At 61.7% G+C, this 24,170-nt stretch carries 23 protein-coding genes and 1 tRNA gene; 14 read left to right on the forward strand and 10 right to left on the reverse strand.

The features are described from left to right. The first annotated feature begins 231 nt into the window (after window positions 1–231). Window positions 232–498 carry a GlsB/YeaQ/YmgE family stress response membrane protein gene (locus tag MU551_RS06200; protein WP_247041639.1) on the forward strand — a complete coding sequence of 89 codons (267 nt, stop codon included), beginning with the start codon at window positions 232–234 and terminating at the stop codon, window positions 496–498. Between the two features lie 122 nt (window positions 499–620). Here MU551_RS06200 and MU551_RS06205 read toward each other — a convergent pair whose 3' ends face one another. The 4 genes from MU551_RS06205 to MU551_RS06220 form a co-directional block, all read right to left on the reverse strand. Next, window positions 621–2,372 carry an acetyl/propionyl/methylcrotonyl-CoA carboxylase subunit alpha gene (locus MU551_RS06205; RefSeq protein WP_247041641.1) on the reverse strand — a complete coding sequence of 584 codons (1,752 nt, stop codon included), beginning with the start codon at window positions 2,370–2,372 and terminating at the stop codon, window positions 621–623. Further along, complete coding sequence (locus tag MU551_RS06210; protein ID WP_247041643.1) at window positions 2,369–4,048, reverse strand: 5-oxoprolinase subunit B/C family protein; 1,680 nt, start codon at window positions 4,046–4,048, stop codon at window positions 2,369–2,371. The genes MU551_RS06205 and MU551_RS06210 overlap by 4 nt, the downstream gene beginning before the upstream one ends. Beyond that, complete coding sequence (locus MU551_RS06215; protein ID WP_247041645.1) at window positions 4,045–4,803, reverse strand: LamB/YcsF family protein; 759 nt, start codon at window positions 4,801–4,803, stop codon at window positions 4,045–4,047. Before MU551_RS06215 ends, MU551_RS06210 begins: the two co-directional genes overlap by 4 nt. Window positions 4,804–4,908: 105 nt before the next feature. Beyond that, window positions 4,909–5,301, reverse strand: coding sequence for a VOC family protein (locus tag MU551_RS06220; RefSeq protein ID WP_247041647.1), 393 nt, complete (start codon window positions 5,299–5,301; stop codon window positions 4,909–4,911). 94 nt (window positions 5,302–5,395) lie between these two features. On the opposite strand from MU551_RS06220, the gene MU551_RS06225 reads away from it, so the two are divergent. Next, window positions 5,396–6,037, forward strand: coding sequence for an NADPH-dependent F420 reductase (locus tag MU551_RS06225; protein WP_247041649.1), 642 nt, complete (start codon window positions 5,396–5,398; stop codon window positions 6,035–6,037). 71 nt (window positions 6,038–6,108) lie between these two features. Here MU551_RS06225 and MU551_RS06230 read toward each other — a convergent pair whose 3' ends face one another. Further along, on the reverse strand, window positions 6,109–6,942 hold the full coding sequence (locus tag MU551_RS06230) for an alpha/beta fold hydrolase (protein ID WP_247041651.1): 834 nt from the start codon (window positions 6,940–6,942) through the stop codon (window positions 6,109–6,111). A gap of 107 nt (window positions 6,943–7,049) precedes the next feature. Here MU551_RS06230 and MU551_RS06235 point away from each other — a divergent pair, with 107 nt between their 5' ends. Continuing rightward, window positions 7,050–7,658 (forward strand): TetR/AcrR family transcriptional regulator, encoded by a 609-nt coding sequence (locus MU551_RS06235; RefSeq protein ID WP_247041653.1) that lies wholly within the window; start codon window positions 7,050–7,052, stop codon window positions 7,656–7,658. A gap of 23 nt (window positions 7,659–7,681) precedes the next feature. On the opposite strand, the gene MU551_RS06240 is transcribed toward MU551_RS06235, so the two are convergent. Beyond that, window positions 7,682–9,121: a flavin monoamine oxidase family protein gene (locus MU551_RS06240; RefSeq protein ID WP_247041655.1), complete on the reverse strand. Its 1,440-nt coding sequence runs from the start codon at window positions 9,119–9,121 to the stop codon at window positions 7,682–7,684. Between the two features lie 141 nt (window positions 9,122–9,262). Here MU551_RS06240 and MU551_RS06245 point away from each other — a divergent pair, with 141 nt between their 5' ends. From MU551_RS06245 to MU551_RS06255, 3 genes are all read left to right on the forward strand, one after another. Further along, window positions 9,263–9,952, forward strand: coding sequence for a TetR/AcrR family transcriptional regulator (locus MU551_RS06245; RefSeq protein ID WP_247041657.1), 690 nt, complete (start codon window positions 9,263–9,265; stop codon window positions 9,950–9,952). A 117-nt stretch (window positions 9,953–10,069) separates the two neighbouring features. Further along, window positions 10,070–11,197: an L-talarate/galactarate dehydratase gene (locus MU551_RS06250; protein WP_247041659.1), complete on the forward strand. Its 1,128-nt coding sequence runs from the start codon at window positions 10,070–10,072 to the stop codon at window positions 11,195–11,197. 10 nt (window positions 11,198–11,207) lie between these two features. After that, window positions 11,208–11,915 carry a FadR/GntR family transcriptional regulator gene (locus MU551_RS06255; protein ID WP_247041661.1) on the forward strand — a complete coding sequence of 236 codons (708 nt, stop codon included), beginning with the start codon at window positions 11,208–11,210 and terminating at the stop codon, window positions 11,913–11,915. Between the two features lie 74 nt (window positions 11,916–11,989). Here MU551_RS06255 and MU551_RS06260 read toward each other — a convergent pair. After that, window positions 11,990–12,072 (reverse strand) — tRNA-Leu (locus MU551_RS06260). Between the two features lie 366 nt (window positions 12,073–12,438). Here MU551_RS06260 and MU551_RS06265 point away from each other — a divergent pair. Genes MU551_RS06265 through pknB form a run of 7 tightly spaced genes read left to right on the forward strand, consistent with a single transcriptional unit; the run spans window position 12,439 to window position 22,062 of the window. Then, window positions 12,439–13,185 (forward strand): FHA domain-containing protein, encoded by a 747-nt coding sequence (locus tag MU551_RS06265; protein ID WP_247041663.1) that lies wholly within the window; start codon window positions 12,439–12,441, stop codon window positions 13,183–13,185. After that, entirely contained in the window at window positions 13,182–13,673 is a 492-nt protein-coding gene (locus MU551_RS06270; protein ID WP_247041665.1) for an FHA domain-containing protein FhaB/FipA, read from the forward strand. Before MU551_RS06265 ends, MU551_RS06270 begins: the two co-directional genes overlap by 4 nt. 2 nt (window positions 13,674–13,675) lie before the next feature. Then, window positions 13,676–15,391, forward strand: a complete 1,716-nt coding sequence (locus MU551_RS06275) for a PP2C family serine/threonine-protein phosphatase (protein ID WP_247041667.1) — start codon at window positions 13,676–13,678, stop codon at window positions 15,389–15,391. Beyond that, a complete protein-coding gene (locus tag MU551_RS06280; RefSeq protein ID WP_247041669.1) occupies window positions 15,388–16,818 on the forward strand; it encodes an FtsW/RodA/SpoVE family cell cycle protein in 1,431 nt (476 codons plus the stop codon). The genes MU551_RS06275 and MU551_RS06280 overlap by 4 nt, the downstream gene beginning before the upstream one ends. Before the next feature lie 27 nt (window positions 16,819–16,845). Continuing rightward, complete coding sequence (locus MU551_RS06285; RefSeq protein ID WP_247041671.1) at window positions 16,846–18,303, forward strand: penicillin-binding transpeptidase domain-containing protein; 1,458 nt, start codon at window positions 16,846–16,848, stop codon at window positions 18,301–18,303. Beyond that, window positions 18,300–20,111 carry a protein kinase domain-containing protein gene (locus tag MU551_RS06290; protein WP_247041675.1) on the forward strand — a complete coding sequence of 604 codons (1,812 nt, stop codon included), beginning with the start codon at window positions 18,300–18,302 and terminating at the stop codon, window positions 20,109–20,111. Before MU551_RS06285 ends, MU551_RS06290 begins: the two co-directional genes overlap by 4 nt. 31 nt (window positions 20,112–20,142) lie before the next feature. Next, complete coding sequence (gene pknB / locus MU551_RS06295; protein WP_247041677.1) at window positions 20,143–22,062, forward strand: Stk1 family PASTA domain-containing Ser/Thr kinase; 1,920 nt, start codon at window positions 20,143–20,145, stop codon at window positions 22,060–22,062. Window positions 22,063–22,139: 77 nt separating this feature from the next. Here the strand turns inward: pknB and MU551_RS06300 are convergent, their stop codons facing one another. Genes MU551_RS06300 through MU551_RS06310 form a run of 3 tightly spaced genes read right to left on the reverse strand, consistent with a single transcriptional unit; the run spans window position 22,140 to window position 23,727 of the window. After that, window positions 22,140–22,781 carry an aminodeoxychorismate/anthranilate synthase component II gene (locus tag MU551_RS06300; protein ID WP_247041679.1) on the reverse strand — a complete coding sequence of 214 codons (642 nt, stop codon included), beginning with the start codon at window positions 22,779–22,781 and terminating at the stop codon, window positions 22,140–22,142. Next, window positions 22,778–22,948, reverse strand: a complete 171-nt coding sequence (locus MU551_RS06305) for a hypothetical protein (protein WP_247041681.1) — start codon at window positions 22,946–22,948, stop codon at window positions 22,778–22,780. The genes MU551_RS06300 and MU551_RS06305 overlap by 4 nt, the downstream gene beginning before the upstream one ends. Before the next feature lie 2 nt (window positions 22,949–22,950). Next, on the reverse strand, window positions 22,951–23,727 hold the full coding sequence (locus tag MU551_RS06310) for a class E sortase (RefSeq protein ID WP_247041682.1): 777 nt from the start codon (window positions 23,725–23,727) through the stop codon (window positions 22,951–22,953). Between the two features lie 173 nt (window positions 23,728–23,900). Here MU551_RS06310 and MU551_RS06315 point away from each other — a divergent pair, with 173 nt between their 5' ends. Next, entirely contained in the window at window positions 23,901–24,152 is a 252-nt protein-coding gene (locus MU551_RS06315) for a cell division protein CrgA (RefSeq protein WP_247041683.1), read from the forward strand. Window positions 24,153–24,170: the final 18 nt, after the last annotated feature.

Below are 24,170 nucleotides of genomic sequence, written 5' to 3' on the forward strand. Positions count from 1 at the left end.
TCGGAAAGGACTGCTACCCAAGTCTTCCCGGACCCGCTCCGGGAAACACAAAAGCGGCGATTGGATCATGTCCCCCCGGATAGCCCCAGTCGCCGCTTTCGTGTGTCTGCCCCGAACCACCACCCAACAAGTCATGAAACAAAAATGCTTGCAGGATAGTAAGGATGCTGATTAACTCATGTCATGGGCCGATACCCGTCGGCATTGCCATAATGAAAGGGAAGTGCAGTCATGGGAATTCTCGGATTTCTCCTGCTCGGTCTCATTGCTGGAGCAATTGCTAAAGCCATCCTTCCGGGCCGGCAAGGCGGAGGATGGGTCGTCACACTCGTTTTGGGTGTTGTCGGAGCAATACTCGGCGGATGGATCGGTTCGCTGATTTTTGGTGGAGGTCTTGGTGAGTTCTTTGATCTCCGGACTTGGCTGTTGGCCATTCTCGGCGCCGTCATAGTTCTCGCTATCTACGGTGCGGTTGCCGGCCGCAGAAGCCGCGTCTGACTCGGGGGCCCACTGACTTATAAGAGCTTTCCTGGTCTGTGGGAATGGTCGAACTGAAGGGCGGGCGAAAGCCCGCCCTTCAGTGCGTCTACCCACGCAACGCTTTAGCCGGTCTTCGAGCTTTAGCCGATCTTCGCGAGGACCTCTCCGCTCCCGACGGCGGTGCCCGCCTCCTGCGGGCCCCTCGCCACAATCCCCGCACGGTGGGCAACCACAGTGGTTTCCATTTTCATGGCCTCCAGAACTGCGACTGGCTGCCCGGCTTCCACTGCGTCACCAGACTCCACGAGCCACTTCACCAGTGAGCCGGACATCGGGGAAATGAGGCTGGCGTCGTCGGCTCCCGGGGAGCCGACGACGGAAGAACCCGCACCGGCCAGCCCAGCTGAACCTCCACCGCCGCTGAGAAGGGCCTCATAGAGCCGGGCGGGCAACCCAAGCTGCACTGCTTTGCCGTCCAACTCCACGGTGATGGTGCTGCGGGCGGCGTCCGGGGCGGTACGGGCGATCTCGGGTGAGGCTGCGAGAGGTTCGGCGAATTCGTTTTCGATCCAGGTTGTGTGAACCCCCAGCCGCTCCTCCGCGATGAAATCGGGGTGACGTACCACGGCGCGGTGGAACGGCAACACCGTTGGCAGCCCCTTGATCTGCATCTCATCGAGGGCTGCCCGTGCCCGTCGCAGTGCCTGGGGACGGTCCTCGCCGTACACGATCAGTTTTGCCATCAGCGAGTCGTAGTCGCCGGGTACCACCGATCCGGAACGGACTCCGGTGTCAACGCGGATGCCGGGGCCGGTTGGTGGCTCGAAGATGTCCACGGTTCCTGGCCCGGGCAGGAAGCCTCGCGCGGGATCCTCAGCGTTAAGCCTGAACTCAAAGGCATGTCCGTGGGGTTCCGGATCCTCGGTGAAAGGCAGGACACCGCCTGAAGCTATACGGAATTGTTCGCGGACCAGGTCCACGCCCGAAGTTTCCTCCGTCACGGGGTGCTCCACTTGAAGCCGGGTGTTCACCTCCAGGAAGGATATGATGCCGTCCTTGCCCACGAGGTATTCGACCGTTCCGGCGCCGTGATAGTTTGCCTCCCTGCAGATTGCCTTTGCGGAGGCATGGATCTGGGCGCGCTGCTCCTCGGTAAGGAACGGGGCCGGGGCCTCCTCCACGAGCTTTTGGTTGCGGCGCTGCAGGGAGCAGTCACGCGTCCCGAGCACCACCACGTTGCCGTGGATGTCCGCCAGGACCTGGGCTTCAACGTGCCGCGGCTGGTCAAGGAACCGCTCCACGAAGCACTCCCCCCTGCCAAACGCCACCGTGGATTCACGAACGGCCGATTCGAAGGCGTCCTCAATGTCTTCGAGGCGCCTGGCTACCTTCAGGCCACGGCCGCCGCCGCCGAACGCTGCCTTGATGGCCACCGGCAGACCATACTCCTGGGCGAACGCCAAAACCTCGCCGGCGTTGGCCACCGGACCGTCACTGCCGGGCACCAAGGGGGCTCCCGCCCGTACAGCGATGTCGCGCGCCGTTACTTTGTTGCCCAATTCGCGGATGGACTGCGGTGTAGGACCAATCCACGTCAGCCCCGCATCCATCACGGCCTGCGCGAAGTCGGCATTCTCGGAAAGGAACCCGTAACCCGGGTGAACGGCGTCGGCCCCGGCGCGGCGCGCCACGCCAATCAGTTTGGCCATTTCCAGGTACGTCTCAGCTCCCGAGGACCCGCCAAGCGCGTAGGCCTCGTCCGCCAGGCGCACGTGGAGCGCATCGGCGTCGGGGTCTGAATAGACGGCGACGGACTGCAGGCCAGCATCGGAGCAGGCACGGGCAATGCGCACGGCAATCTCGCCACGGTTGGCGATCAGGACCTTTTTCATGACGGAATTCCTTCGGAAATTGCGCCGCTTTCGGCGGGGACTTCATGGTGAAGCGGGACGGCTGGTGCCAAGGGTTCCAGCGTGGAGGGATCTACTGGGATAAAACGGACCCGGTGACCCGGCGGCAGCTGTGCCGCCGTCGGAAGGTCTTCGGGGACGACGACGGCGATCACGGGATAGCCGCCCGTTACGGGATGATCCGCGAGGAACAGAACAGGATTGCCGCTGGGCGGAACCTGAAGGGCTCCGGCCACGGCACCTTCGCTGGCCAACTCACCCTCTCGGCTGCGGGCCAGGGATTCACCTGTGCCCGCATTCGGAACAAGGCGGACGCCGATCCGGTTCGACTGCTCCGTCACGTGCCACTCCTGGCCTGAAAGAGTCCGCAGTGCCTCTTCCGTGAACCAGTCATCCCGTGGCCCTAAGGTGACCCGGAGGTCAGCGGTGCGTGACCCCAGCCGGAGGGTGGAGGTTTCCGGATGCCCCACAGGACGGACACCGTCCACGGGCGCCACGGGCAGCACGCTTCCGGCAGCCAGCGGCAGCGGACCGACCCCGGACATCGAGTCGGTGGAGCGGCTGCCGAGCACCGGCTGAACATCGACGCCACCCCGGACTGCCAGATAGCAGCGCAGTCCAGCCGAGGGAACACCGACGGTGAGGCTTTCGCCGTCGAGTAAAGCAAAAGGGGAGCTCCCGGTGGGGCGGCGTAAGGCGACACCATCCGGCGAACGGATCTCGAGCGGGACCGCCGCTCCGGCCATCGCCAACACCTGGTCGCCCCTTGCCCTCACCGTGAGCCCGCCGAGGAGGTTCTCGACCACGGCGGCGCCGGGCTCGTTCCCCACCAGCCTGTTGGCCTGGCGGGCTGATTGCTGGTCGGCCGCCCCGGATGCCGAAACGCCCAGGTCGCCAAGTCCGGGCCTGCCCAGATCCTGCAGTAATGACTGCAACCCCGGCGACTCCACAGCGAGGCCATTCACCAACTCATCGTTCTCGGCGGGGTTCTTTATCGCCGGGGTGCGGGAAGCGACGGTCGGTGCCATACCCGTTTCGGCAGCTGCCACAGCCACATAACGGACCTTGTCGCCCGGTCGGATGAGGGCTGGTTGCTCCCGGCCGAGATCCCAGAGGACCGCGGACGTGCGGCCGATCAGCTGCCACCCGCCGGGCGATTGCCGTGGATACACGGCTGAGAACTCCCCGCCCAGAGCCACGGCCCCGGGGGGAACGGCTGTGCGGGGTGAAGTCCTGCGCGGGACATTGAGGCTGCTGTCCTCGCCCACGAGGTAGGTGAAGCCGGGGGCGAAGCCGCCGAATGCCGCGGTCCAGACCTGGCTGGTGTGGGCGGTTATGACGCCGTCAACGCCGAGTCCGGTGAGCCTGCCCACCTCGGCGAGGTCTTCGCCGTCGTACACCACCTCAATGGTGACTTCGCGTCCGCCTTCGTAGTGCAGTACGTCCACGTCAAAATCACCGACGACGGCGCGTGCTGCCAGGGCTTGGGGATGCGTTGCGAATTTCACCAGCACAGTGGCAGCGGCAGCGACGGCGTCGAGCTGGCCAGGGAACGGCTCAGCCTGCAGATGGTGATGGAAAGCAAGGACGGACGCGAGGTCCGTCAGTTCCACCAGCAACGCCCTCGGGCCGGCCCAGCGGATTCCGGTAATGCTCATGCAAAGCTCCGGACAGTGACGCCTGCGGCTTCCAGTCCGGCACGGACCGCCCCAGCCATGGCTACGGCGCCTGCTGTGTCGCCGTGGACGCAGATGCTGTCGGCCTGAACCTCCAGGATGGAGCCGTCCCGCGCCACGATCTTGCCCTCGGTTGCGAGGCGGACCATGTTCCGGGTGATCTCGTCGTGGTCGTGCAGTACAGATCCTTCTTCCCGGCGGGACACCAGTGTGCCGTCCGGATTGTAGGCACGGTCGGCAAACGCCTCTGAAAGGGCTCGCAGGCCGCGTACTTCTGCCTTGCGCAAGGCCACCGAGCCGGGAAGCAGCAGCAGCGGCAGCCCTGGGCTGAACGCATGGACTGCATCTACCACCGCTTGGGCGTGGACCTCGTGATGGACGATCGCGTTGTACAGGGCGCCATGGGGTTTGACGTACTTAACGTCGGAGCCTGCTGCCTTGGCGAGGGCCTGCAGGGCTCCGAGCTGGTAGAGGACGTCATCGGCGAGTTCCATGGCAGAGCAGTCCAGGAACCGACGGCCGAAGCCGGCCAGGTCGCGGTATCCCACGTGGGCTCCGATGGTGACACCCGCGGCAACGGCGTCCCGACAGGTCTGCGCAATGGTGCTGGGGTCACCGGCATGGAAGCCGCAGGCCACATTGGCACTGGAAACATGGCGGAAAATGGCGGCGTCATCGCCCATGGTCCAGTTGCCGAAGGATTCTCCGACGTCGCTGTTCAGATCGATGAAAGGCATTGTGACCCTCGTCTCAGGTTGGCTACTTCACCATCATGCCTGATTTTCTCAGATTGTTCAACAATCTGTGTGAAGTCCGTGAAAACGTTGGATACTTACAACCGTTCAGTCCTGGTGCAGCTGTACGTAGTTTCCACAGCCGTCGTCCAGCACAACCGAAATCCCGGTGGCGCCATCCGTCGGCTCAGACTGGAAAATTACGCCCTGCGCTGACAGGCGCTTGTATTCAGCCTGCACATCCGGCACCCCAAGGACTATGGCAGGCATCCCGGAATCGTGCAGGCCATTCATGTATGCAGCCCCAATGGGATTGTCGCTGGGTTCCAGCAGAAGGCCTACTCCTCCCATGCCGGAATCCCCGCTGCTGTCCGGATCCTTCACGATGTAGAGGTTGTATTCAGGAATGGCCATCATCGTTTCGAAACCCAGGATGCGGGTGTAAAACTCATGGGCCGCCGCCGGGTCCTTCACGTGGATGCTGCACATTTTCAGTCGCATGGTGCCAACGCTACGCCCGGTCCACGGGCCTGTGAACGCGGAGCAATGAAGGACCTGAGGAAATAATCGCGGACGCAGGTCAGTTGGCGTGTGCATGACAACAATAGGAATCATCGGTGCAGGACACATTGGAAGCCAAATCGCCCGCAAAGCTGTTGAGCTCGATTATGACGTAGTCATCAGCAACTCACGGGGACCTGAAACCCTGGCGGAACTGGTCAACGAGCTGGGCCCCAGAGCCAAGGCCGCGACGCCCCAGGAGGCGGCTGCTGCAGGCGACTTCGCCGTCGTCACCGTCCCCCTGAAAAGCTACAAGGACATCCCGGCAGAACCGCTGGCGGGAAAAATCGTTGTGGACACCAACAACTACTACTTCGAGCGTGACGGCCGTATTCCGGCTTTGGACAACGGGGAGGCAACCACATCAGGGCTCCTGCAGGAGCACCTGGCCGAATCCAAGGTAGCCAAGGGTTTCAACCACATCATGGCCAAGGACATCACCACCACCGGCGCGCCATCCGGTGCCCCTGACAGGCGGGCACTCGCCACCTCCAGCGACTATCCGGAAGCCGTGGAACTGGTCAGCCGGCTCTACAACGAGTTTGGCTTCGACACCGTGAACATTGGCCCGCTGTCCGACAGCTGGCGGGTGGAGCGGGACCGGCCTGCTTACGTCGTGCGGCAGAACGCCGACGAACTTGCCGCGAACCTGGCCCGCGCTCCCCGCACCATCTAGGGAAGATTCATCTCATTCAAGGATTCCCGGAGTTGGGCATCGCGGCTGGAGCCGGGATGCCCAACCGGGATCTACTTTGCGAGGAAGGCCAGCAAGGCCTCGTTCACTTCCTCAGCATGGGTCCACAACAGTCCATGCGGAGCTCCCTCGATCTCCACATAGTCGGCCGTAGGCAGTGCCTTGTAGAAGGGCCGTCCGGTTGCATCGATTGGAAGGATGTTGTCCGCGGTTCCGTGCAGAATGAGCGCGGGAACGTCGATCTTCGGAATATCCGCCCTGAAGTCCGTGGTCCAAGTGGGCACGGCGGCACTCGAGGCGTACCACGAAGCTCCGGCAGCCACGTTCCAGCTGTTGCGCAGGGCCTCCTCCGACAACCTGTTTCCCAGGTTCTCTTCCGTGTTGTAGAAGTTCTTGTAGAAGTCGGTGAAGTAGGCATAGCGGTCCGTGGTGACGGCGTCGAGAATGCCATCGAAGACCTCCTGCGGGACGCCTCCGGGGTTGTCTTCCGTCTGCAGGAGGAACGGTTCCAAGGACGCGAGGAAAGCCGCCTTCGCGATCCGCCCGGATCCATACGTTCCCAGGTAACGCCCCACCTCGCCGGTTCCCATCGAGAAGCCGACCAGGACGGCGTCACGGAGATCGAGGGTTTCCAGCAGTACCTTCAGATCTTCCGCAAAGGTGTTGTAGTCGTAACCGGCGGTCGGCTGGCTCGAGCGCCCGAAACCCCGGCGGTCGTAGGTGATGACGCGGTAGCCGGCCTTGAGCAAGGCCGCGCTCTGCTTCTCCCAGGAATGACCGTCCAGCGGGTACCCATGGATCAGTACTACTGGCTGGCCCGTGCCGTGGTCCTCGTAGTAGAGCTCAATGTCCGTGCTGTTTTCTGTTCCAACCGTAATGAAAGCCATGGGATGATCCTCTCGATTGCAGAGAACGATCGTTCTCTGGTTGCATGTTCTACTATAGAGAACGATCGTTATCCACGCAAGTCAAACTGAATAGATAAGGAAATCCGGTGACAAAAGCGACTGCACCGCTGACGAAGGGCTCTTCCGGCTCAGCTGACGAAGAAGCCTTGCGGGAAGCTGCCCTTGAGGCGGCGGACCGTCTGTTCTATGCCAAAGGCGTCCAGGGCGTCGGGATGGATGAGCTCCGCACCGCGTCCGGGATATCGCTCAAGCGGCTCTACCGGCTTTTTCCGTCAAAGGACGCGATCGTTGAACAGGTCCTGCTCGGCCGTCACCGCAAGTGGACGGAGGGGGTGGCAACAGCTGTAGCCCGCGAGACCCAACCCCGCGAGCGGCTCCTGGCCGTCTACGACTTCCTTGCCTCCTGGTTCACCGAGGAGGACTTTCGTGGATGTGCCTTCATCAACTCCTTCGGAGAGCTCGGAGGCACGTCTCCCCGCGTGGCAGAAATCGTACGAAGCCACAAGGATGACTTCCAAAAGTATCTTTCAGGGCTCACGGCAGAGATCGGTGCGCCACCCTCTTTGGCGCCTCAGCTCGCCATCCTTGCCGAGGGGGCGCAGACCACAGCGGCGATCTCCGGCAGTGCCGAGCCGGCCAGGCAAGCCCGTGCGGCCGCCGAAGTACTGATCGACTCGGCACTGTCCCGTAGGTAGGACGCAGGCGGCACCGGCGGCGGCTATGCCGGAACGGTGATTTTCCCTGCAGCGAGCGGATACTCCCTGACCCCGGCTGCCTCCACAATCCGCGCAGCCGTCAACTGACCCATCCGGACGGCTCCGTCAACATGCTGGTAACCCTCCGCGGCAAGGTCGGAAGAAGACCAGAAGATCGGGCCGACGGGGGCATGCTGATCCTTGCCGTAGCGATGCAACCCGCCGAGGTCGTAGCTTGAGGCGTAAGCTCCCCGCGTCCACTCCTCGGAGCCCCAATCGGATTCGTAGTACACCTCCGGCTCAAGGGCCTCCTCACCCAGGAAGCCGGCAATAGATTCCAGAACTGCCCGACGGCGGTGGGATTCGCTAAGTTCAAAGACGGCGTCAGCTTTTTCATCGGAAATGAAGCCGACGAGCGTACCGCGGCTGTCTCCGTAGTTGGTGTTGTCGTAGACCTCCTGCACGAGCGAGCCCGCACTGAAGCATGTTCCGGACAACCCTTTATCCCGCCAGAACGGGGTCGAATACACCGCATGGACCTTGATGACCAGGCCCAAAGACTGGTGCTGGTGCATCTGGTGCTGACGCCGGGGAAGCGGCGGATCAAAGGAGACGCGGGAGTAAAGGTTCGGCGGCACCGCCATAATCACGAACCGTGCCCTTACCGTGGCACGCTCGGAAAGAACCGTAACGCGGGGGACGGAGCCGTTGCCTGCCGGCATCCCGGCAGCGCTGCCTTCCGCCCAGTTGATGGTCCGCACCGGACTGTTAAGTACGACGTCGTCGCCCAGTTCCGCTGCCTGCAACAGGGAGACCTGCTGCATTCCACCGACAACCCGCTTGTCGAGGATGAAGTCCTCGTCGGTCAGGTGACTGAAAGACCCGGCGGATGCTGCCATCAGGACAGCCTGGAGTGCTGAAAATGCGTGGGCAGGTTTCGTCAGCATTCCACCCGCGATGAACAGCCCGATATTGTTGCAGGCCTCCTCGTCGGAAGAATGGCGGCGAAGCCAATGATGGAACGAGATGGTGTCCAGTTCCCGCGCCTTCGGATGCGCCCAGGGCTCTTTTGCTCCGATCTCTGCGGCGAGCCCGTCCAGCAGGGCAATCAGCTTGTCCATTTCCACTGCCGTTGCTTCGCCCACGGGAAACGAACCACCCGAGTACCGGTGGCGTTTACCGTCGGCGCCCACATAGATGGAATCGCCACTCCTGTAACGGGAATAGAGGGACAGGCCCAACTCGTCCAGCAGCCCCATAAGCGCCGACTGGTCCGGAGAAACCCATTGCCCGCCGATTTCCAGCATGGCCCCCTCAACTGTGTCGGTCCAGGTGCGGCCCCCCACGCGGTTCCTGGCTTCCAGCACAGCGACGGTGAGGCCGGCTTTTTTCAGTTCACGGGCCGCGGTGAGCCCCGATGGTCCAGCACCCACGACGACGACGTCGCGATCAAGTTCCAGCATGATGTCCCTTTCTATGGCCGCAAGGTGATGCGGGCCACTAAATGAATGCCATTCATTTATACGAAACTATAGCGCGTTCCGCGGCGCCCCGGAAGGGAGCGGTGGAATAATGCTGGGAAACCCTCCTGAGAAAGGTCAGCAATGCCGGCATCCACACGCGCCTCCGGAGAGGCTCCCCTCCGGGCAGTAGCGGAACGCCGCAGAGCCGGTCGCCCCTCGTCGGCCGTTCTGGACAAAGCAGGAATTACAGCCGCGGCGCTGAAGCTGATCGAGAAAAATGGCTACGACGGCCTGACCATGGCAGCGCTGGCCCGTTCACTGAATGTTGCACCTTCCGCCCTTTATAACCACGTCACCTCCAAGGACGATGTCCTGCTGCTCGTGGAGGATCATCTTGCAGCCCTTGTGGATGTCTCATCCTTCGGCAGGGAACCATGGGAAGAGGCCGTGCGGCAGTGGGCATGGAGTTACCGTGATGTTTTCGCACAACACACACCCCTGATTCCCGTCATCGCAGTATTGCCGGTGACGGACGCCCCGCAGACCCTGGCCATGTACGAGACGGTAAGTGCAGGGTTCCGCAATGCCGGCTTTCCACCGGAACAGATCATCCCGGCAATCGTGGCTTTGGAATCGTTCATCTTCGGCTCCGCCTACGACGTCACCGCCCCCGCGGACATCTTCGATCCCGGGGACATGGCCAGCCGCACCCCCAGCTTCACCGGCGCAGTGGAGAGCCTCGCCCGGTTGGGACATGACAAACCCGCCGATGTGGCCTTCACGCTGGGTCTCGACGCGCTGATTAGCGGATTTGGAGCCCTGCGTAGTTAAACACGACGCGAGTTCGGCGAATAGAAGAAAGAAACCCTGGAAAACTTATAGTACAAGCTCCATACTTGTATGATAAGTTAGCTAATGCCGCCTGCCACTCAGCGCCAAGGGAGAACCATGAGCAGCATCGATCTCATACGTCACGTCAAGCTTTCGACGGCCAGGCTGCCCCTGACGGTTCCGATCAGTGATGCCAAAGTATTTACCGGCAGGCAGAAGCCCATGACGGAAGTGGTTTTCCTCTTCGCCGAACTGCTGACCGAACAGGGTCACACCGGCTTCGGCTTCAGCTACTCCAAGCGTGCCGGCGGACCCGCCCAGTATGCGCACGCCAAGGAAGTCGTGCAGGGAGTCATCGGCGAGGACCCCAATGACATCGGCAAGATCTATACAAAACTGCTCTGGGCAGGTGCTTCGGTGGGCCGCTCCGGAGTGGCCACTCAAGCACTGGCTGCTATCGACGTCGCACTCTATGACCTCAAGGCCAAGCGGGCAGGATTGCCGCTTGCCAAATTACTGGGCTCCTACCGTGACTCGGTGCGGACCTACAACACGTCAGGCGGATTCCTCAACGCCACGCTGGATGAGGTCAAAGCGCGGGCAACCCGGTCCCTTGAGGAGGGAATCGGGGGCATCAAGATCAAGGTCGGACTCCCGGATTCTGCAGAGGACCTGCGCCGCGTTGCGGGAGTCCGCGAACACCTTGGCTGGGATGTGCCGCTGATGGTGGACGCCAACCAGCAATGGGACCGGGCGACCGCCCTGCGCATGGGCAGGCGGCTCGAGGAATTTGACCTGGTCTGGATCGAAGAGCCTCTTGATGCCTACGACTTCGACGGCCATGCCCATCTTGCCCAAGCCTTGGACACACCCATCGCCACAGGCGAAATGCTCGCCTCGGTGGCTGAACACAAAGCTTTGATGACAGCGAACGGCTGTGACATCATCCAACCCGATGCTCCCCGGGTAGGCGGCATCACCCAGTTCCTGCGCCTTGCCGCCCTGGCGGACGAACGCGGACTTGGACTTGCCCCGCATTTTGCCATGGAAATCCACCTCCATCTGGCTGCGGCCTATCCGACTGAGCCCTGGGTTGAACACTTCGACTGGCTGGATCCGCTCTTCAATGAACGGCTTGAAACCAAAAACGGCAGAATGCTGGTCCCGGACCGTCCTGGTCTTGGGGTGACTCTCAGCGATCAGGCACGCGCATGGACCACCGATTCGGTGGAAGTCGGCGCGTAATCTTGGGTTTATGAGCCGAAACCTGACCGCCGACCTCGCAGCAGACCTGCGGAACCGCATTGTTGAAGGGACAATTCAGCCCGGAGATAAACTGCCGAGCGAAAACACACTGATTGGCGAATTCGGTGTGAGCAGGACGGTGGTCCGGTCCGCCCTGACCCGGCTCCAGGCTGAGGGACTGGTGGAGACTGAACGCGGGCGAGGCAGTTTTGTCCTCACGCCTCCGCAGGTCGGGCAGTCCGCTACGCCTGGAAGCCGCCCTGTTGCCACTTTGGAAGACCGGTTGCACCTGCTCGAGTTCCGAATGGGAGTAGAAGGTGAAAGCGCCGCTCTTGCAGCCAAGAACCGCTCAGAGCGCCAACTGAAGGCTGTTCAAGGTTCACTCGAAGAATTCATGTCCAATTCAGGCCACCCAGCGCATGCCATGAAATCCGACTACGGCTTCCATCGGGCCATTGCAGCGGCAACCGGCAATCCGTACTACTCCGAGTGCCTGGCCAACCTGGGCCAGACCATGATCACCATGCCGCGAACAAGGCTCGTCACTGGAGCCGAGGATTATGCCCGTGACCACTTCGAACAGGTGACAGAGGAGCACAGGTCCATCTATGCGGCCATAGCGGAACAGGATGAGTCGGCCGCTGCGGCGGCGATGCGCAACCACCTGGTGAACTCGCGACGCCGGTTGATCGCCTCCCAACGAGGTGCCGCCAGCTGATTCCAAGTAAACCCAAGGCCAAAGCTGTATTAACGCAAAGAACCCCGGTCCTAAGACCGGGGTTCTGATTTGCGTGCGCGAGGGGGGATTTGAACCCCCACGCCCTTTCGGACACTGGCACCTGAAGCCAGCGCGTCTGCCGTTCCGCCACTCGCGCGCAACTTCTTTTAGCGGCTGACAGTCCAATATAAGGACCATCACCTGCGTAAAAGCAGCGAGATCAAGCATAACGGACAATCACGGTAAAACGCGAATCGCCCCCTCACCGCTCAGCGGGGCACTGTGCACCGGCACCGCCGTCGAACGTCCGGTGACGCGCTCCACAGGAGTCTCCCCGGGCGGCCGGCACGAACTATTCTGGCGGGGTAGGCGTTGTGCATTAAGGCCATTCACAGTAGTGCCCAGTAGTATCTGATGTAGGAGTGACTGTGCCCTGCACCGCCTCCCGGTATGAAATTGTGTGTTGTCAATTGTGTTCGAAGTGCGTGAGCTGCTTGGCAGCCGTCAGGAAAGGAGAGGGACCATGGGATTGCTGGACAAAGTCGAGCGCGGCATCGAAAAGGCCGTCCGCGGTGTCTTCTCCACCGGTTCCCGGGCGCAAGTGGAGCCTGTGGAAATCGCGAGCCGCCTGCGCCGCGAAGTCGATCACAAGGCCATCACCATTGCCGCCGGACGTACGCTCGCCCCTAACGTTTTCGACGTCAAGCTCAGCGACGAAGACTTCATCAGGGCACAGGAATGGGGTACTCCCCTCGCGGAGGAACTCTGTGACGTGGTCATAGCCCACGTTCGAAGCCAGGGTTATACGCTCCAGGGTCCGGTGCGGATCTCCTTCCAGCGCGACGACGTCCTGCGTGCGGGAGACTTCGAAATCGCCTCGAAGACAGAGAAATCCACAGGTACTCCCTCAGCCCCGCCCGCTCCGCGCAACAACCTTCCGGCAGCTCCAGCCCGGCAACCCGTAAGGATGCAGCCTGTCCTGGACATTGACGGCCAGCGTTATTCACTCAACGCAGCATCGATCGTGCTGGGCCGTTCATCGGAAGCGGATATCCTCATCGACGACACCGGCGTTTCCCGCCGCCACCTGGAAGTCCGCACTACCAAGGGCATCACGGAAGCTGTGGACCTGGGGTCTACCAACGGCAGTTACGTCAATGGACACAAGGTGGCAGGTAGCGTGGAACTCACCGACGGCTCAACCATCACGATGGGACGGACCAAAATTGTCTTTCGCCTCCTGCCCGCCAACACCGGTGGTCGCGCGTGAATGATGTTAGTGACCTGACCATCACAGTCCTGCGTTTCGGCTTTCTTCTGCTGCTTTGGGTTCTGATCTTCAGCATTGTCGCTGCAATGCGCCGCGATCTTATGATCGGCAAGAAGGCCGCCACAGGTGTACCCACAGCTCGCCAGATGCGTCGAAATCCGAACCTGGCCGAAGCCACACCCCCACCTGTAAAGCAGCAGGCACGGCAACTGGTAGTCACGGAGGGCCCACTCAAGGGCCGCACCATTCCTCTCGCTGCCAGCCCTATTTTGTTGGGGCGCGCACAGGAAGCAACGCTGGTTCTTGAGGATGACTACGCCTCCGGCCGGCATGCACGGCTGTTCCCGCAAGGCACCCGCTGGTTCATCGAGGACCTCGGCTCCACCAACGGTACGTATCTGGCAGACCAACAGCTCACCCGGGCACTTCCGGTTGAGATTGGCGTCCCCGTGAGAATCGGCAAGACGGTTATTGAATTGAGGCCATAACCATGGCCGCCCCGGACGTTCCCGCAGAGAAAGCAGTTGCCTCGAAGCGGCCCCTCATCATGCGTTACGCAGCCCGCTCGCACGTCGGTCGGGTGCGGGCAAAAAACGATGATTCTGCCTATGTGGGCCGCCATCTGGCTGTTGTGGCAGACGGAATGGGCGGCCACGCGGGAGGAGACGTAGCGTCTGCGGCTACCGTCCTGGACATGATCCACCTTGACCAGAACACTTACGAGGACGACGCCACCACCGTCCTGGCGGATGAGATCCAGACGGCAAACTCCCTGCTCTCCGAACTCGTCCACATGAATCCAAAGCTGGCCGGTATGGGTACCACCGTGACCGCTTTGCTGCTGGCGGAAGGCAAACTGCACTTCGCCCACATCGGTGATTCCCGTGCATACAGGCTCCGCGACGGTGTCTTCGAACAGGTCAGCGTCGACCACACTTTCGTTCAGCGGTTGATCGACGAGGGCCGGCTGAAGCCCGAAGAAGCGGAGACCCACCCCCATAAGAACGTCCTGATGCGGGTGCTGGGCGACGTTGACGCCAGTCCGGAACTCGATCTTGATGCCTTGGACGTCCAGCCGGGAGAACGTTGGCTGCTCTGTTCTGATGGACTGAACTACGTTGCCGGCCACGTTGTCGAACGGACCGTGCGCGAGACCAAAAGCCTCCGCGAATGCGCGGACAAGCTGGTTGATCTCACCCTTGAAGCAGGATCCCCGGACAACGTCACTGTGGTGATGCTGGAAATAGCAGAGGAAACGCTCGACGACGTCAGCACGGCCGCCGTCGACATCGTCCCTTCCGGTGACGCCAAGGCGGGGACCATCTCCGCCACCGTCGATGCTGCGCCGCCGTCCGCCGTCGGACCCGCACCCGCGAACCCGGGCTCCACCCGTGCCGTCCTCCCGGATCGCGACAGCACAGACGCCGGCACTCGTCCTCCAGGGGGAACAGCTCCTGGCCACGAACCGGCCGGCGACAGTCAGTCAGACGAGCCCGAGACCAACACTGATCCAAACCTCGGAGAGCACCTGTCAGCAGAGGTTCTTAAAGAAGAACTCGCCAGCAGGCCCCACGAACTCGTGGGAGCCGCTGCCACCGCAGCGGAGTCCGGATCCATTCCATCCATCGCAGGGCGCACTGTTGCGCGCCGCGCCGCAACTGTGCTGACCCACAAATCCGACCAGGCGCGCGACGATTACGAGGATTACCGCTCGTCATATCGGCCGCGGCGGTGGCTTAGCATGGCGGTTGCCGTGGTTGTCCTTGTATTACTGGGTGTTGGCCTCTGGCTCGGGTACGCCTGGACTCAAACCCGCTACTACATCGGGGAGTACGACCAGCGCGTAGCCATCTACAACGGCGTCTCCCAGCGTCTGGGTCCCATCCAGCTCTCCACCCTCGAAGCGGTAACCGAGATCCCCATGTCTTCCCTGCCTGAATTTTCCCAACAGCGCGTCCGCCAGACCGTACCTGCGCGTGACCTCTACGATGCCCAGCGGATCGTGAAGAACCTGGAGGAAACCGGAACCACGTCGCCGTCTGAACCATGCCCTACATCGTCAGCCGGCGCAGCGCCTTCAGGCAGTCCAGGTGCAACCGCCCCCGCCCCGAACCCCACCGCGTCGCCGGCACCCTCGCCGGCGCCGACCCAGTCCCCTTCTGTCTCGCCGGGACAGAACGCCCAGAACTGCCAGGTGGTGAAATGACGAAAACAGATGGCGCTCCCAAGCCCCGCCGCAATATCGAACTTCTGCTATTGCTTCTGGCGTTGTCCGTGGGAATCGGCGCCAACGCACTGGTTGGCGTGGATCAGGAAAAGGCGTTCGACTCCGATTTCTGGTTCCAGTCCAGCCTGTTGGCAGTAGCAGCGCTGCTTTTTCATGTCGTTCTCCGTCTTCGTGCAAAGTATGCCGACCCGGTAATACTTCCGCTGGTGGTGGCGCTCAATGGCCTTGGCCTTGCGATGATTCATCGTCTGGACGGTCCGGATTCCGAGACCGGAAATGACCAACTCCGTTGGACCCTGGTTGCCATGGCCGTCGCCGTCGCCGTTATCTGGTTCTTGAAGGATCACCGCATCCTGCGGCGCTTTACCTATATTTCCCTTGCGGTGAGCGCCTTGCTCCTTCTCCTTCCACTCATTCCTGGGATCTCGGCTGGTGAAATTCTGGGAGCCCGCGTGTGGATCCGGCTTGGTCCCTGGACATTCCAGCCTGGCGAAATTGCCAAAATAACCCTCGCCATATTCTTTGCCGGCTATCTTTCCTCCAACAGGGACCTCATCCTCCTGGCGGGCCGCAAAATCGGTCCCCTGCAGTTTCCTCGCTTCAAGGACATGGGGCCCATGATCACGGCCTGGCTGGTCAGTATCGGTGTGCTGATCTTCCAACGGGACCTCGGCTCGTCAGTGCTGTTCTTCGGGCTCTTTATCGTCATGATCTATGTGGCCACCAGCCGCGTCAGCTGGGTGGTCATTGGTGTAGGCCTCATCCTTGGCGGCGGGTTCGTTGCCTCCCGGGTGTTCTCCCACGTGGGGCTTCGCATTGACGGCTGGCTCAATGCCTTTACCCCAGAGGTGTACGACCGCCAATTTGGCGGAAGCCTCCAGATCGTCCAAGGACTCTTCGGAATGGCGAGCGGTGGCTTGGTGGGCACCGGTCTGGGTCAAGGAAGCCCCAATACCGTTCCCTTTGCCAACAGCGACATGATCATCGCTTCATTCGGTGAAGAACTCGGACTCATCGGCCTGTTCGCGATTGTTTTGATGTACCTGCTGCTCTTCACCCGCGGCTTCCGGGCTGCCTTGGGTACCCGCGACGCCTTCGGAAAGCTGCTGGCATGCGGCTTGTCCTTCGCAATTGCACTGCAGTGTTTCGTCGTTATCGGCGGCGTCACCAGGCTCATACCGCTGACCGGCTTGACCACTCCGTTCCTCGCGGCGGGCGGATCCTCCCTGCTCGCGAACTGGATCATTGTGGGCCTGCTTCTGATGATTTCCCACACGGCACGAAGCCCTGTTGACACCACGCCCCTTCCTCCGGGAACCGAAACCGACACCCGGCAGGCTGTCCCAGCCATCCCAGGGCAACCCGGGTCCCCCGCCCCCCCGGCGAACCACGCAAATCCGGACTGACTCCCAGACTGAGGCGGTGCAGCAACTGTGAACCAGGCCATTCGACACTCATGGATCGCCGCGGTGGCCATGTTTGCCCTCATTTTCGGCGCCATCAGCTATGTTCAGGTGGTCGGGGCCGAGGAACTCAAGGCAAACCCGCTGAACAGCCGGACGCTCTTGCAGAACTTCTGCAACGACCGCGGCGCCATCATTGTGGGCGGCACTCCCATCGCCCAGTCCGTTCCGGGTTCTGAAAGCTGCAAATTCCAGCGGACCTACACCCAGCCGGAACTTTACGCCGGAATTACGGGCTTCTTCTCCAAGAACTTTGGAGTTACCGGGCTCGAAAAAGGCATGAACGAGCAGATGGAAGGCACTTCGGACCAGTTGTTCCTCGACAGGGTGGGCCAGCTGTTCCTGGGCAACCAGCCCAAGGGTGCCTCGGTAGAACTCACCCTTGACCCCGCGATCCAGAAACTTGCATACGACCTGATTCCGGATGGTCAGCGTGGCTCAATCGTGGTGACGAACCCGAAAACAGGGGGCATCATTGCCATGGTGTCCAAGCCCTCCTACGATCCGAACCTCGTCGCCACTCAGGATGAAGCTGCCGCTGAAGCCAACATCAACGAGCTCAATAAGGTCCCCGGGATCAACCTGAACCAGAATGTCAGTGGCCCCACGGGTGCCCTCCTGGCGCCTGGATCGGTATTCAAGCTGGTCGATACAGCTGCTGCCCTCAGTTCCGGGAAGTACAACAAAGACAGCGTGCTCCCAAATCCCGCAGAGCTTTCGTTCCCCGGGATCGAGTACCGGCTGCCCAACTACGCCGGCGGCAACTGCTACACGCAGGACACCGCAAGCTTCGCCTTCGCCCTGCAGCAGTCCTGCAACACTCCCTTTGCAAGCATTGCCCGAGATCTCGGCCGCGATGCCATCGCCCAACAGGCAGACAAATTTGGTTTCGGCCAGGAAATGGGCGATCAACTGAAACTCGACTACGACACCCGCGAATTTCCGGATGACTTGGACGCCCCCGGGCTGGCCCAGTCTGCCATCGGGCAACGGGATGTCCGGGCTACTCCGCTGCAGGTGGCGCTCATGACTTCCGCCATTGCCAATGGTGGTGTTCAGATGAAGCCAAACCTCATCAAAACCCTCCGCGCCCCGGATCTCCGGATTATCGACGAGCCGAAACCCGAGGTCCTCCGGACCTCCACAACTCCGGAAATCTCACGCCAGATCACGGAGTGGATGACCAGTGTGGTCAGTAACGGCATCGCCAGGGGCGCCGCTGTTCCAGGCGTCCAGGTGGCAGGCAAGACCGGCACCGCGGAGCTCGGTACCGATGGCTTAAACAACTCATGGTTTACCGGGTTCGCCCCGGCCAATGACCCGCAGGTGGCAGTCACCATCGTCATGCAAGACGTAGACATCACCACCGGCGCACAGCTAACCAGTCCGAATGCAAAGAAGATTTTTGAGGCGGTGTTGAATAAGTGAGGCCTACAACGGGAATCACCCTCGGCGGGCGGTTCCAGCTGACCACGCGTATTGCGATTGGCGGCATGGGAGAGGTCTGGAAAGCCAAAGACCTGATCCTTGGCCGCATCGTAGCCATCAAGGTGCTCAAGGAGGAATACACGGGGGACCCCGGGTTCCTGCAGCGGTTCCGCGCCGAGGCACGCCACACCGCCCTCCTGAATCACGTCGGCATCGCCAACGTCTTTGACTACGGTGAGGAAGAAGGCTCCGCCTACCTTGTCATGGAACTGGTACCCGGCCAGCCCCTGAGCAGCATCATCGAACACGAGCAGGTGCTCTCACCCGACCGCACCTTGTCCATGATTGCCCAGACGGCCCGCGCTCTCGCCGTCGCCCATGACCAGGGCCTGGTGCACCGTGATATCAAGCCGGGAAACCTGCTCATCACCCCGGAGGGCAGGGTCAAGGTTACTGACTTTGGCATAGCCCGCCTGGCCGATCAGGTGCCGCTCACGCAGACAGGGCAGGTGATGGGCACGGCCCAGTACCTTGCTCCCGAGCAGGCCACCGGGCAGACAGCTACCGGCTCTTCCGACATTTACTCCCTGGGCGTGATCGGCTACGAGTGCCTGACGGGCCACCGGCCCTTCACCGGCGAGTCCCAGATTGCCATTGCCCTGGCCCAGGTGAACGATGCCCCGCCGCCCCTTCCTGAGACTCTGTCGACGCCGGTGCGGGCACTCCTGATGTCCATGCTTTCCAAGGACCCCAAGAACCGTCCTGCCAATGCCATCAAGCTGGCAGAGGCGGCGGAAGCAATCCGTAATGGCGACATCGCGGCGGCTCACGCCGCGGTGCCCGGAATGCTGCTGTTCGAAGCAACAACCGGACCCATCACAGCCCCCGTGGACATTCCCACAGCACCCACCGGCGTCATCGGATCGAGCGCTGAACGGAACCGTTCGACGTCGACCTCCGCCTTGCCGGTTCTCGGCGCTGCTGCTGCCGGCGCAGCCGTAGGGGCCGCAGGCGCCAACGGGGAAGAAGGCGGAGCCCGGAATACCCTTTCACGCGCGAATGCCCTCGCCGCAGAGCGGACCTGGATCCAGGAGGAAGAGGACTACGACGAGCCCGTAGATGAGCCTCAGCGCCGCGGCCGCAGCCCCTGGACGTGGCCTTTGATCGCACTCATTCTGTTGGTCCTTTTCGCGCTCATCGGATTCATCCTGACGCAGTCCGGGCTCTTGTTCCCCCAACCGGCAGCAACCAGCCCTGCCCCTTCGGTCAGTGCCCCTACCAGCAGCACGCCCACGCCCACCCGGACATCGGCTTCACCGACGCCCACTCCCACGCCAACACCGACCCAGAGCACGCCTGCGGCCATCAACCTGATTCCGGACGCCTACAAGGGACGTCCGTATGATGACGTCCGGGCAGAGCTGATCGGCCTCGGATTGACGGTCCAGGGTAACGAGGTCTTCAACAATGCAGCCCCGGGTACAGTGACGGACATCAATCCGTCGGGCCCCGTGCAGGCCGGCGAAACCATCACCGTGACTTATTCCAAGGGTCCGGAGATGCTTTCGGTTCCTGCCATCGGGGTCGGAAGCACCGAAGCCCAGGTCCAGCAGGCCATACAGGCTGCCGGTTTGCGCTGGGCAAAGGGTGATGACGTGACCGGATCTCCAACTCAACCTGCCGGAACCTTCGTCAGCTCCGATCCTGAAGCCGGGATGAAGGTACCCGCCGGATCCGTGGTGACCTATCACCTTTCCAGGCCTTTGGGATTGGGATCTACTCCGACTACCAGCTCACCGGCTCCGTAGGCAGCGCAGAACCGTGTCAGACTCGCCCCGCATGCCGTCACACCGGGAGGATAGCCTCCCGGTGGATACCCAACGCGTCCTCAACGGTCGCTACGAACTCGGCGAGCTGATCGGCCGGGGCGGCATGGCGGACGTCTATCGCGGGGTTGATACCCGCCTTGGGCGAACCGTTGCAGTCAAACTCTTGCGCCCTGACCTGGCCAGGGATCCGCAGTTCCAGGCCCGTTTTAAGCGGGAGGCGCAGGCAGTCGCTGCCCTGAACCACTCTTCGATCGTTGCCATCTACGACACGGGCGAGCATGCTGTTCCGGGCGGCCCGGAGGACACCGTCAGGGTTCCATACATTGTTATGGAGTACGTCTCGGGCAAGACCATAAGGGATCTCATCCGTGCAGATGAAGTCACTATCGACCAGGCGATAGATTTCTCGTTGGGCGTTCTGTCGGCTCTTGAATACAGCCACAAAGCAGGAATCGTCCACCGTGACATCAAGCCTGCGAACGTCATGTTCTGCACCAACTCCAACTCAGTCAAAGTCATGGACTTCGGAATTGCCCGGGCCATGGCGGACTCATCAGCCACGATGACGCAAACGCAGGCTGTCGTGGGAACAGCACAATATCTGTCACCGGAACAGGCACGTGGTGAAACCGTGGATGCGCGCAGCGACCTGTATTCAGCGGGCTGCCTTTTGTATGAAATGCTCGCCGGACGGCCCCCGTTCATTGGGGACAGTCCTGTGTCGGTCGCCTACCAGCACGTCCGGGAAATTCCCGAGCCTGTCAGCACCCTTAATCCCGACGTCACTCCTGCCTTGGACACCGTTCTGGCCAAGGCGCTCCAAAAGAACCGCGCGGATCGCTTCCAGGATGCTGCTGCGTTCCGTCGGGCTTTGCGGGCTGCCCGCAATGGCGTGGCTGTGCCCGAACTCTTGGCAACTGAAGCACCGACTGATCCGAACCATACCGTCCCGCTGACGGAGCGGGCTGTTGAGACTACAGCTTTATCGCTCACTGGCGCCAAGTTCCTCGACGAGTCGCCTCGCGGCAGGATCAGGCCTATGAGTGACACGTCCGGAGAAGACGGCGCCCTTTCGGTGAGCGCTGGCGGAGCCTACGATTCACCTGGCGCAGCGGAATTGCCGCTCAGCTTTGAACCGGAGCGCGAGCGTACACCGCGGCAGAGATCCCGCCGTCGGACGTGGATCGCCACTTTGGTCATCTTCACCTTGTTGGTGCTGGGAGGCGGTGGCGTGTGGGTCTACAGCATTGTTAACCAGCCCCCGCCTCCGGTGGCGCGGGTGGATATCCCGGCTGTGGCTTCGCTGACTGAGTCTGAAGCCCTGCAAAAGCTCTATGGGGCCGGCCTCAATCCGCAGATTAAGCGGCTCCAACACGACAACATTGCCAAGGGGGTCGCGATCGGAACAGTTCCTGCGGCCGGGACGTCCTTGGATCCGGATTCAGATGTCATCCTGAACATCTCCGAGGGTCCCAGCGCCGTAAAGATCCCTGAGGGTCTGGCCGGGAGAACTGAGGCTGCGGTACGGGATGTCCTCCGCCAATCCGGTCTGGTGGGGGCACCGGTAACCACCATGGCCAACAGCGCCACTGTTCCAGCGGGCATCGTCATCACCACCAATCCTGCCCCGGGGCAAGTGGTGGCAGTAGGCAGCACGGTCGAGATCGTGGTCTCCACCGGGAAGGTTTCCATGCCGGAACTGCGGGGATTGCCCAAGGCAGAGGCAGAGGCTGCGCTGAAGAACCTCGGTCTGGTGATGGTGCTTCGGGAAGTCGAAAATACCCAGGTGGAACCCGGGCGGGTGACAGAGCAAAGCGACCCGCTGAATGCTCTCGTAGAACAGGGCAAGACCATAACCGTTACCGTGGCGAAGGCCGCGCCTCCGCCCACACCCAGCCCCACACCGACAGCCACGCCGTCCAAGAAGTAGGACCGTGAGCAGGTGCTCCTGTCCTGCTGAAGAGCACGCTGAGTTGCTCAGGCCCCTGACAGTGAGGCCCGTAAGCCTCAGTGCTTGATGAGCGGGCTCAACTTCCCGGCACGTGCGGCAGCCCCGGTCATTCCCAGGGACTCCAGCCAGTTCCCCAGCATTTGGTACCCGCCCTCTGTCAGAACGGACTCAGGGTGGAACTGCACGCCGCTCAAAGGCGCGGTCCGGTGCCTAAGCCCCATGATCACACCGGTGGCGGTTTCGGCAGTGATTTCCAGGACTTCCGGAATGGTCCCTCGAACCGCTGCCAGGGAGTGGTAGCGGGTTGCTGTGACAGGGGAGGGCAGGCCAAGAAACACGTCTGTCCCGTGGTGTTCAACCAGTGAGGTTTTTCCGTGCATCAGCTCGGGGGCATGGGTCACTGTTCCGCCGTACGCTTCGGCGAGGGCCTGATGTCCCAGACAAACCCCGAACATGGGTTTGCTCTGGTCTCCGCACCATTTGATCAGTTCGATGCAGACGCCTGCCTCAGCGGGGGTGCCCGGCCCGGGGGAGACGAGTACGCCGTCGCGGGTTTCAGCGAGCTCGATGGCCTCGGCGAGGGTGACGTCGTCGTTACGGACCACCGTGGTTTCCGCGCCCAGCTCCTGGAGATAACCAACCAGGGTGTAAACGAAGCTGTCGTAGTTGTCCACGACAAGGATTTTGGTTGTGCTCATGGTTGGGTTACTGAACCAATCGTTGAGTCGGTGAACTGAGTGAACTGTGAGAGCCAGGGAAACAGGAACTGCACCATGAGGACCACTGCCGCGGCCGCCAGCACCAACGACGTCAGGATGCGCAGCCACAGGGGACCGGGAAGGTGACGGAATATCCAGCCGTACATACTTAACCCTCCCCGCGGGCTTTGGCCACTTGCCTGGCAATTTCGGCCGGCGGTCCTGCCGAGGCAGGCTGCCATCGTTCGAGCACTGAGTACGCAATGATGCGCTCCTGTGCGCCGAAGCGCGGGTTGCAGCTGGTCATGGTCAGGAAGCTTTCAGTCGGGGTCGCCGCGGGCTGGGCCGGCACTGGCAGCAGCACGTCTGTGCTGGTGGGCAGTACCACCTGGTTGTTACGGAAAACGTAGACGTAGTATCCATCCTTGGTTTGGACGTAGATCTTGTCCCCGGGCACGAGGGTATGGATGTTATCCAGTACGGCGCCGTGGGTTTGCCGGTGGCCTGCCACAGCGAAGTTCCCCACCGCTCCAGGCATGGACGTGTTCTTGTAGTGGCCCAGTCCCAGGGTATCCAGGACGTCAGTGGACGTACCCTGGGCGATGGGCCGCGTGTAGTCAGCTCCGAACCGGGGGACGTACATGATTCCAATTGTTCCGCCATGACTTGGAGGTTCTGAGACCACGGGCGGTCCATAGTCTGCCGGATTCGAGGGAGCGGCAGATGGCGGTGCGAGAGGTCCCAGTTCCTGGACGAAGTTCTTTATGGCTTCACTCTGTTTGGCATCGGACTCAACGTTGGTCCACCATAATTGCCAAGCCACGAACAGCAGCAGAATGACCCCCGCCGTAATCAGCAGCTCACCCATGATCTGGACAGCGGTGCGGAGAACACCGGCGCGCGGCGGTGGCACAGCAACACGCGTCTCCTTCTCCTGCAGCAGCACTGATTCTCCCCTTCGGCGTGAGCGGCGGCACCGGCGCCGGCTGAATTACAGCTAGAATTGGCTGCTAGTAAGAATTCAGACGTGACCAAGAGGGCACTGACCGCCGGCGTTTCCTCATTGCAGGATACCAAGCCAGGGCCGCCACTCTTGATTCAGCCCGCCAAGGAGGACCCGTGCCCGAGTCGAAGCCACGCAAGAGGACTGCATCCGCGGCACAGCCGGCAGCAGCGCAGGCGTACAAGCCAAACCCTGTATGGTTCAAGCCCGTGATGTTCGGCCTGATGATCATCGGGCTGCTCTGGATCATCACTTACTACATCAGCGAAGGTGCTTTTCCTGTTCGCGAATGGGAGTCCTGGAACATTGTTGCGGGATTTGGCATCGCCATCCTCGGCTTCCTTATGACAACTCGCTGGCGTTCCTGAATACCTGAGGTGTTCGTC

The organism is Arthrobacter rhizosphaerae, from assembly GCF_023062595.1.
Taxonomy (GTDB): Bacteria; Actinomycetota; Actinomycetes; order Actinomycetales; family Micrococcaceae; genus Arthrobacter; species Arthrobacter rhizosphaerae.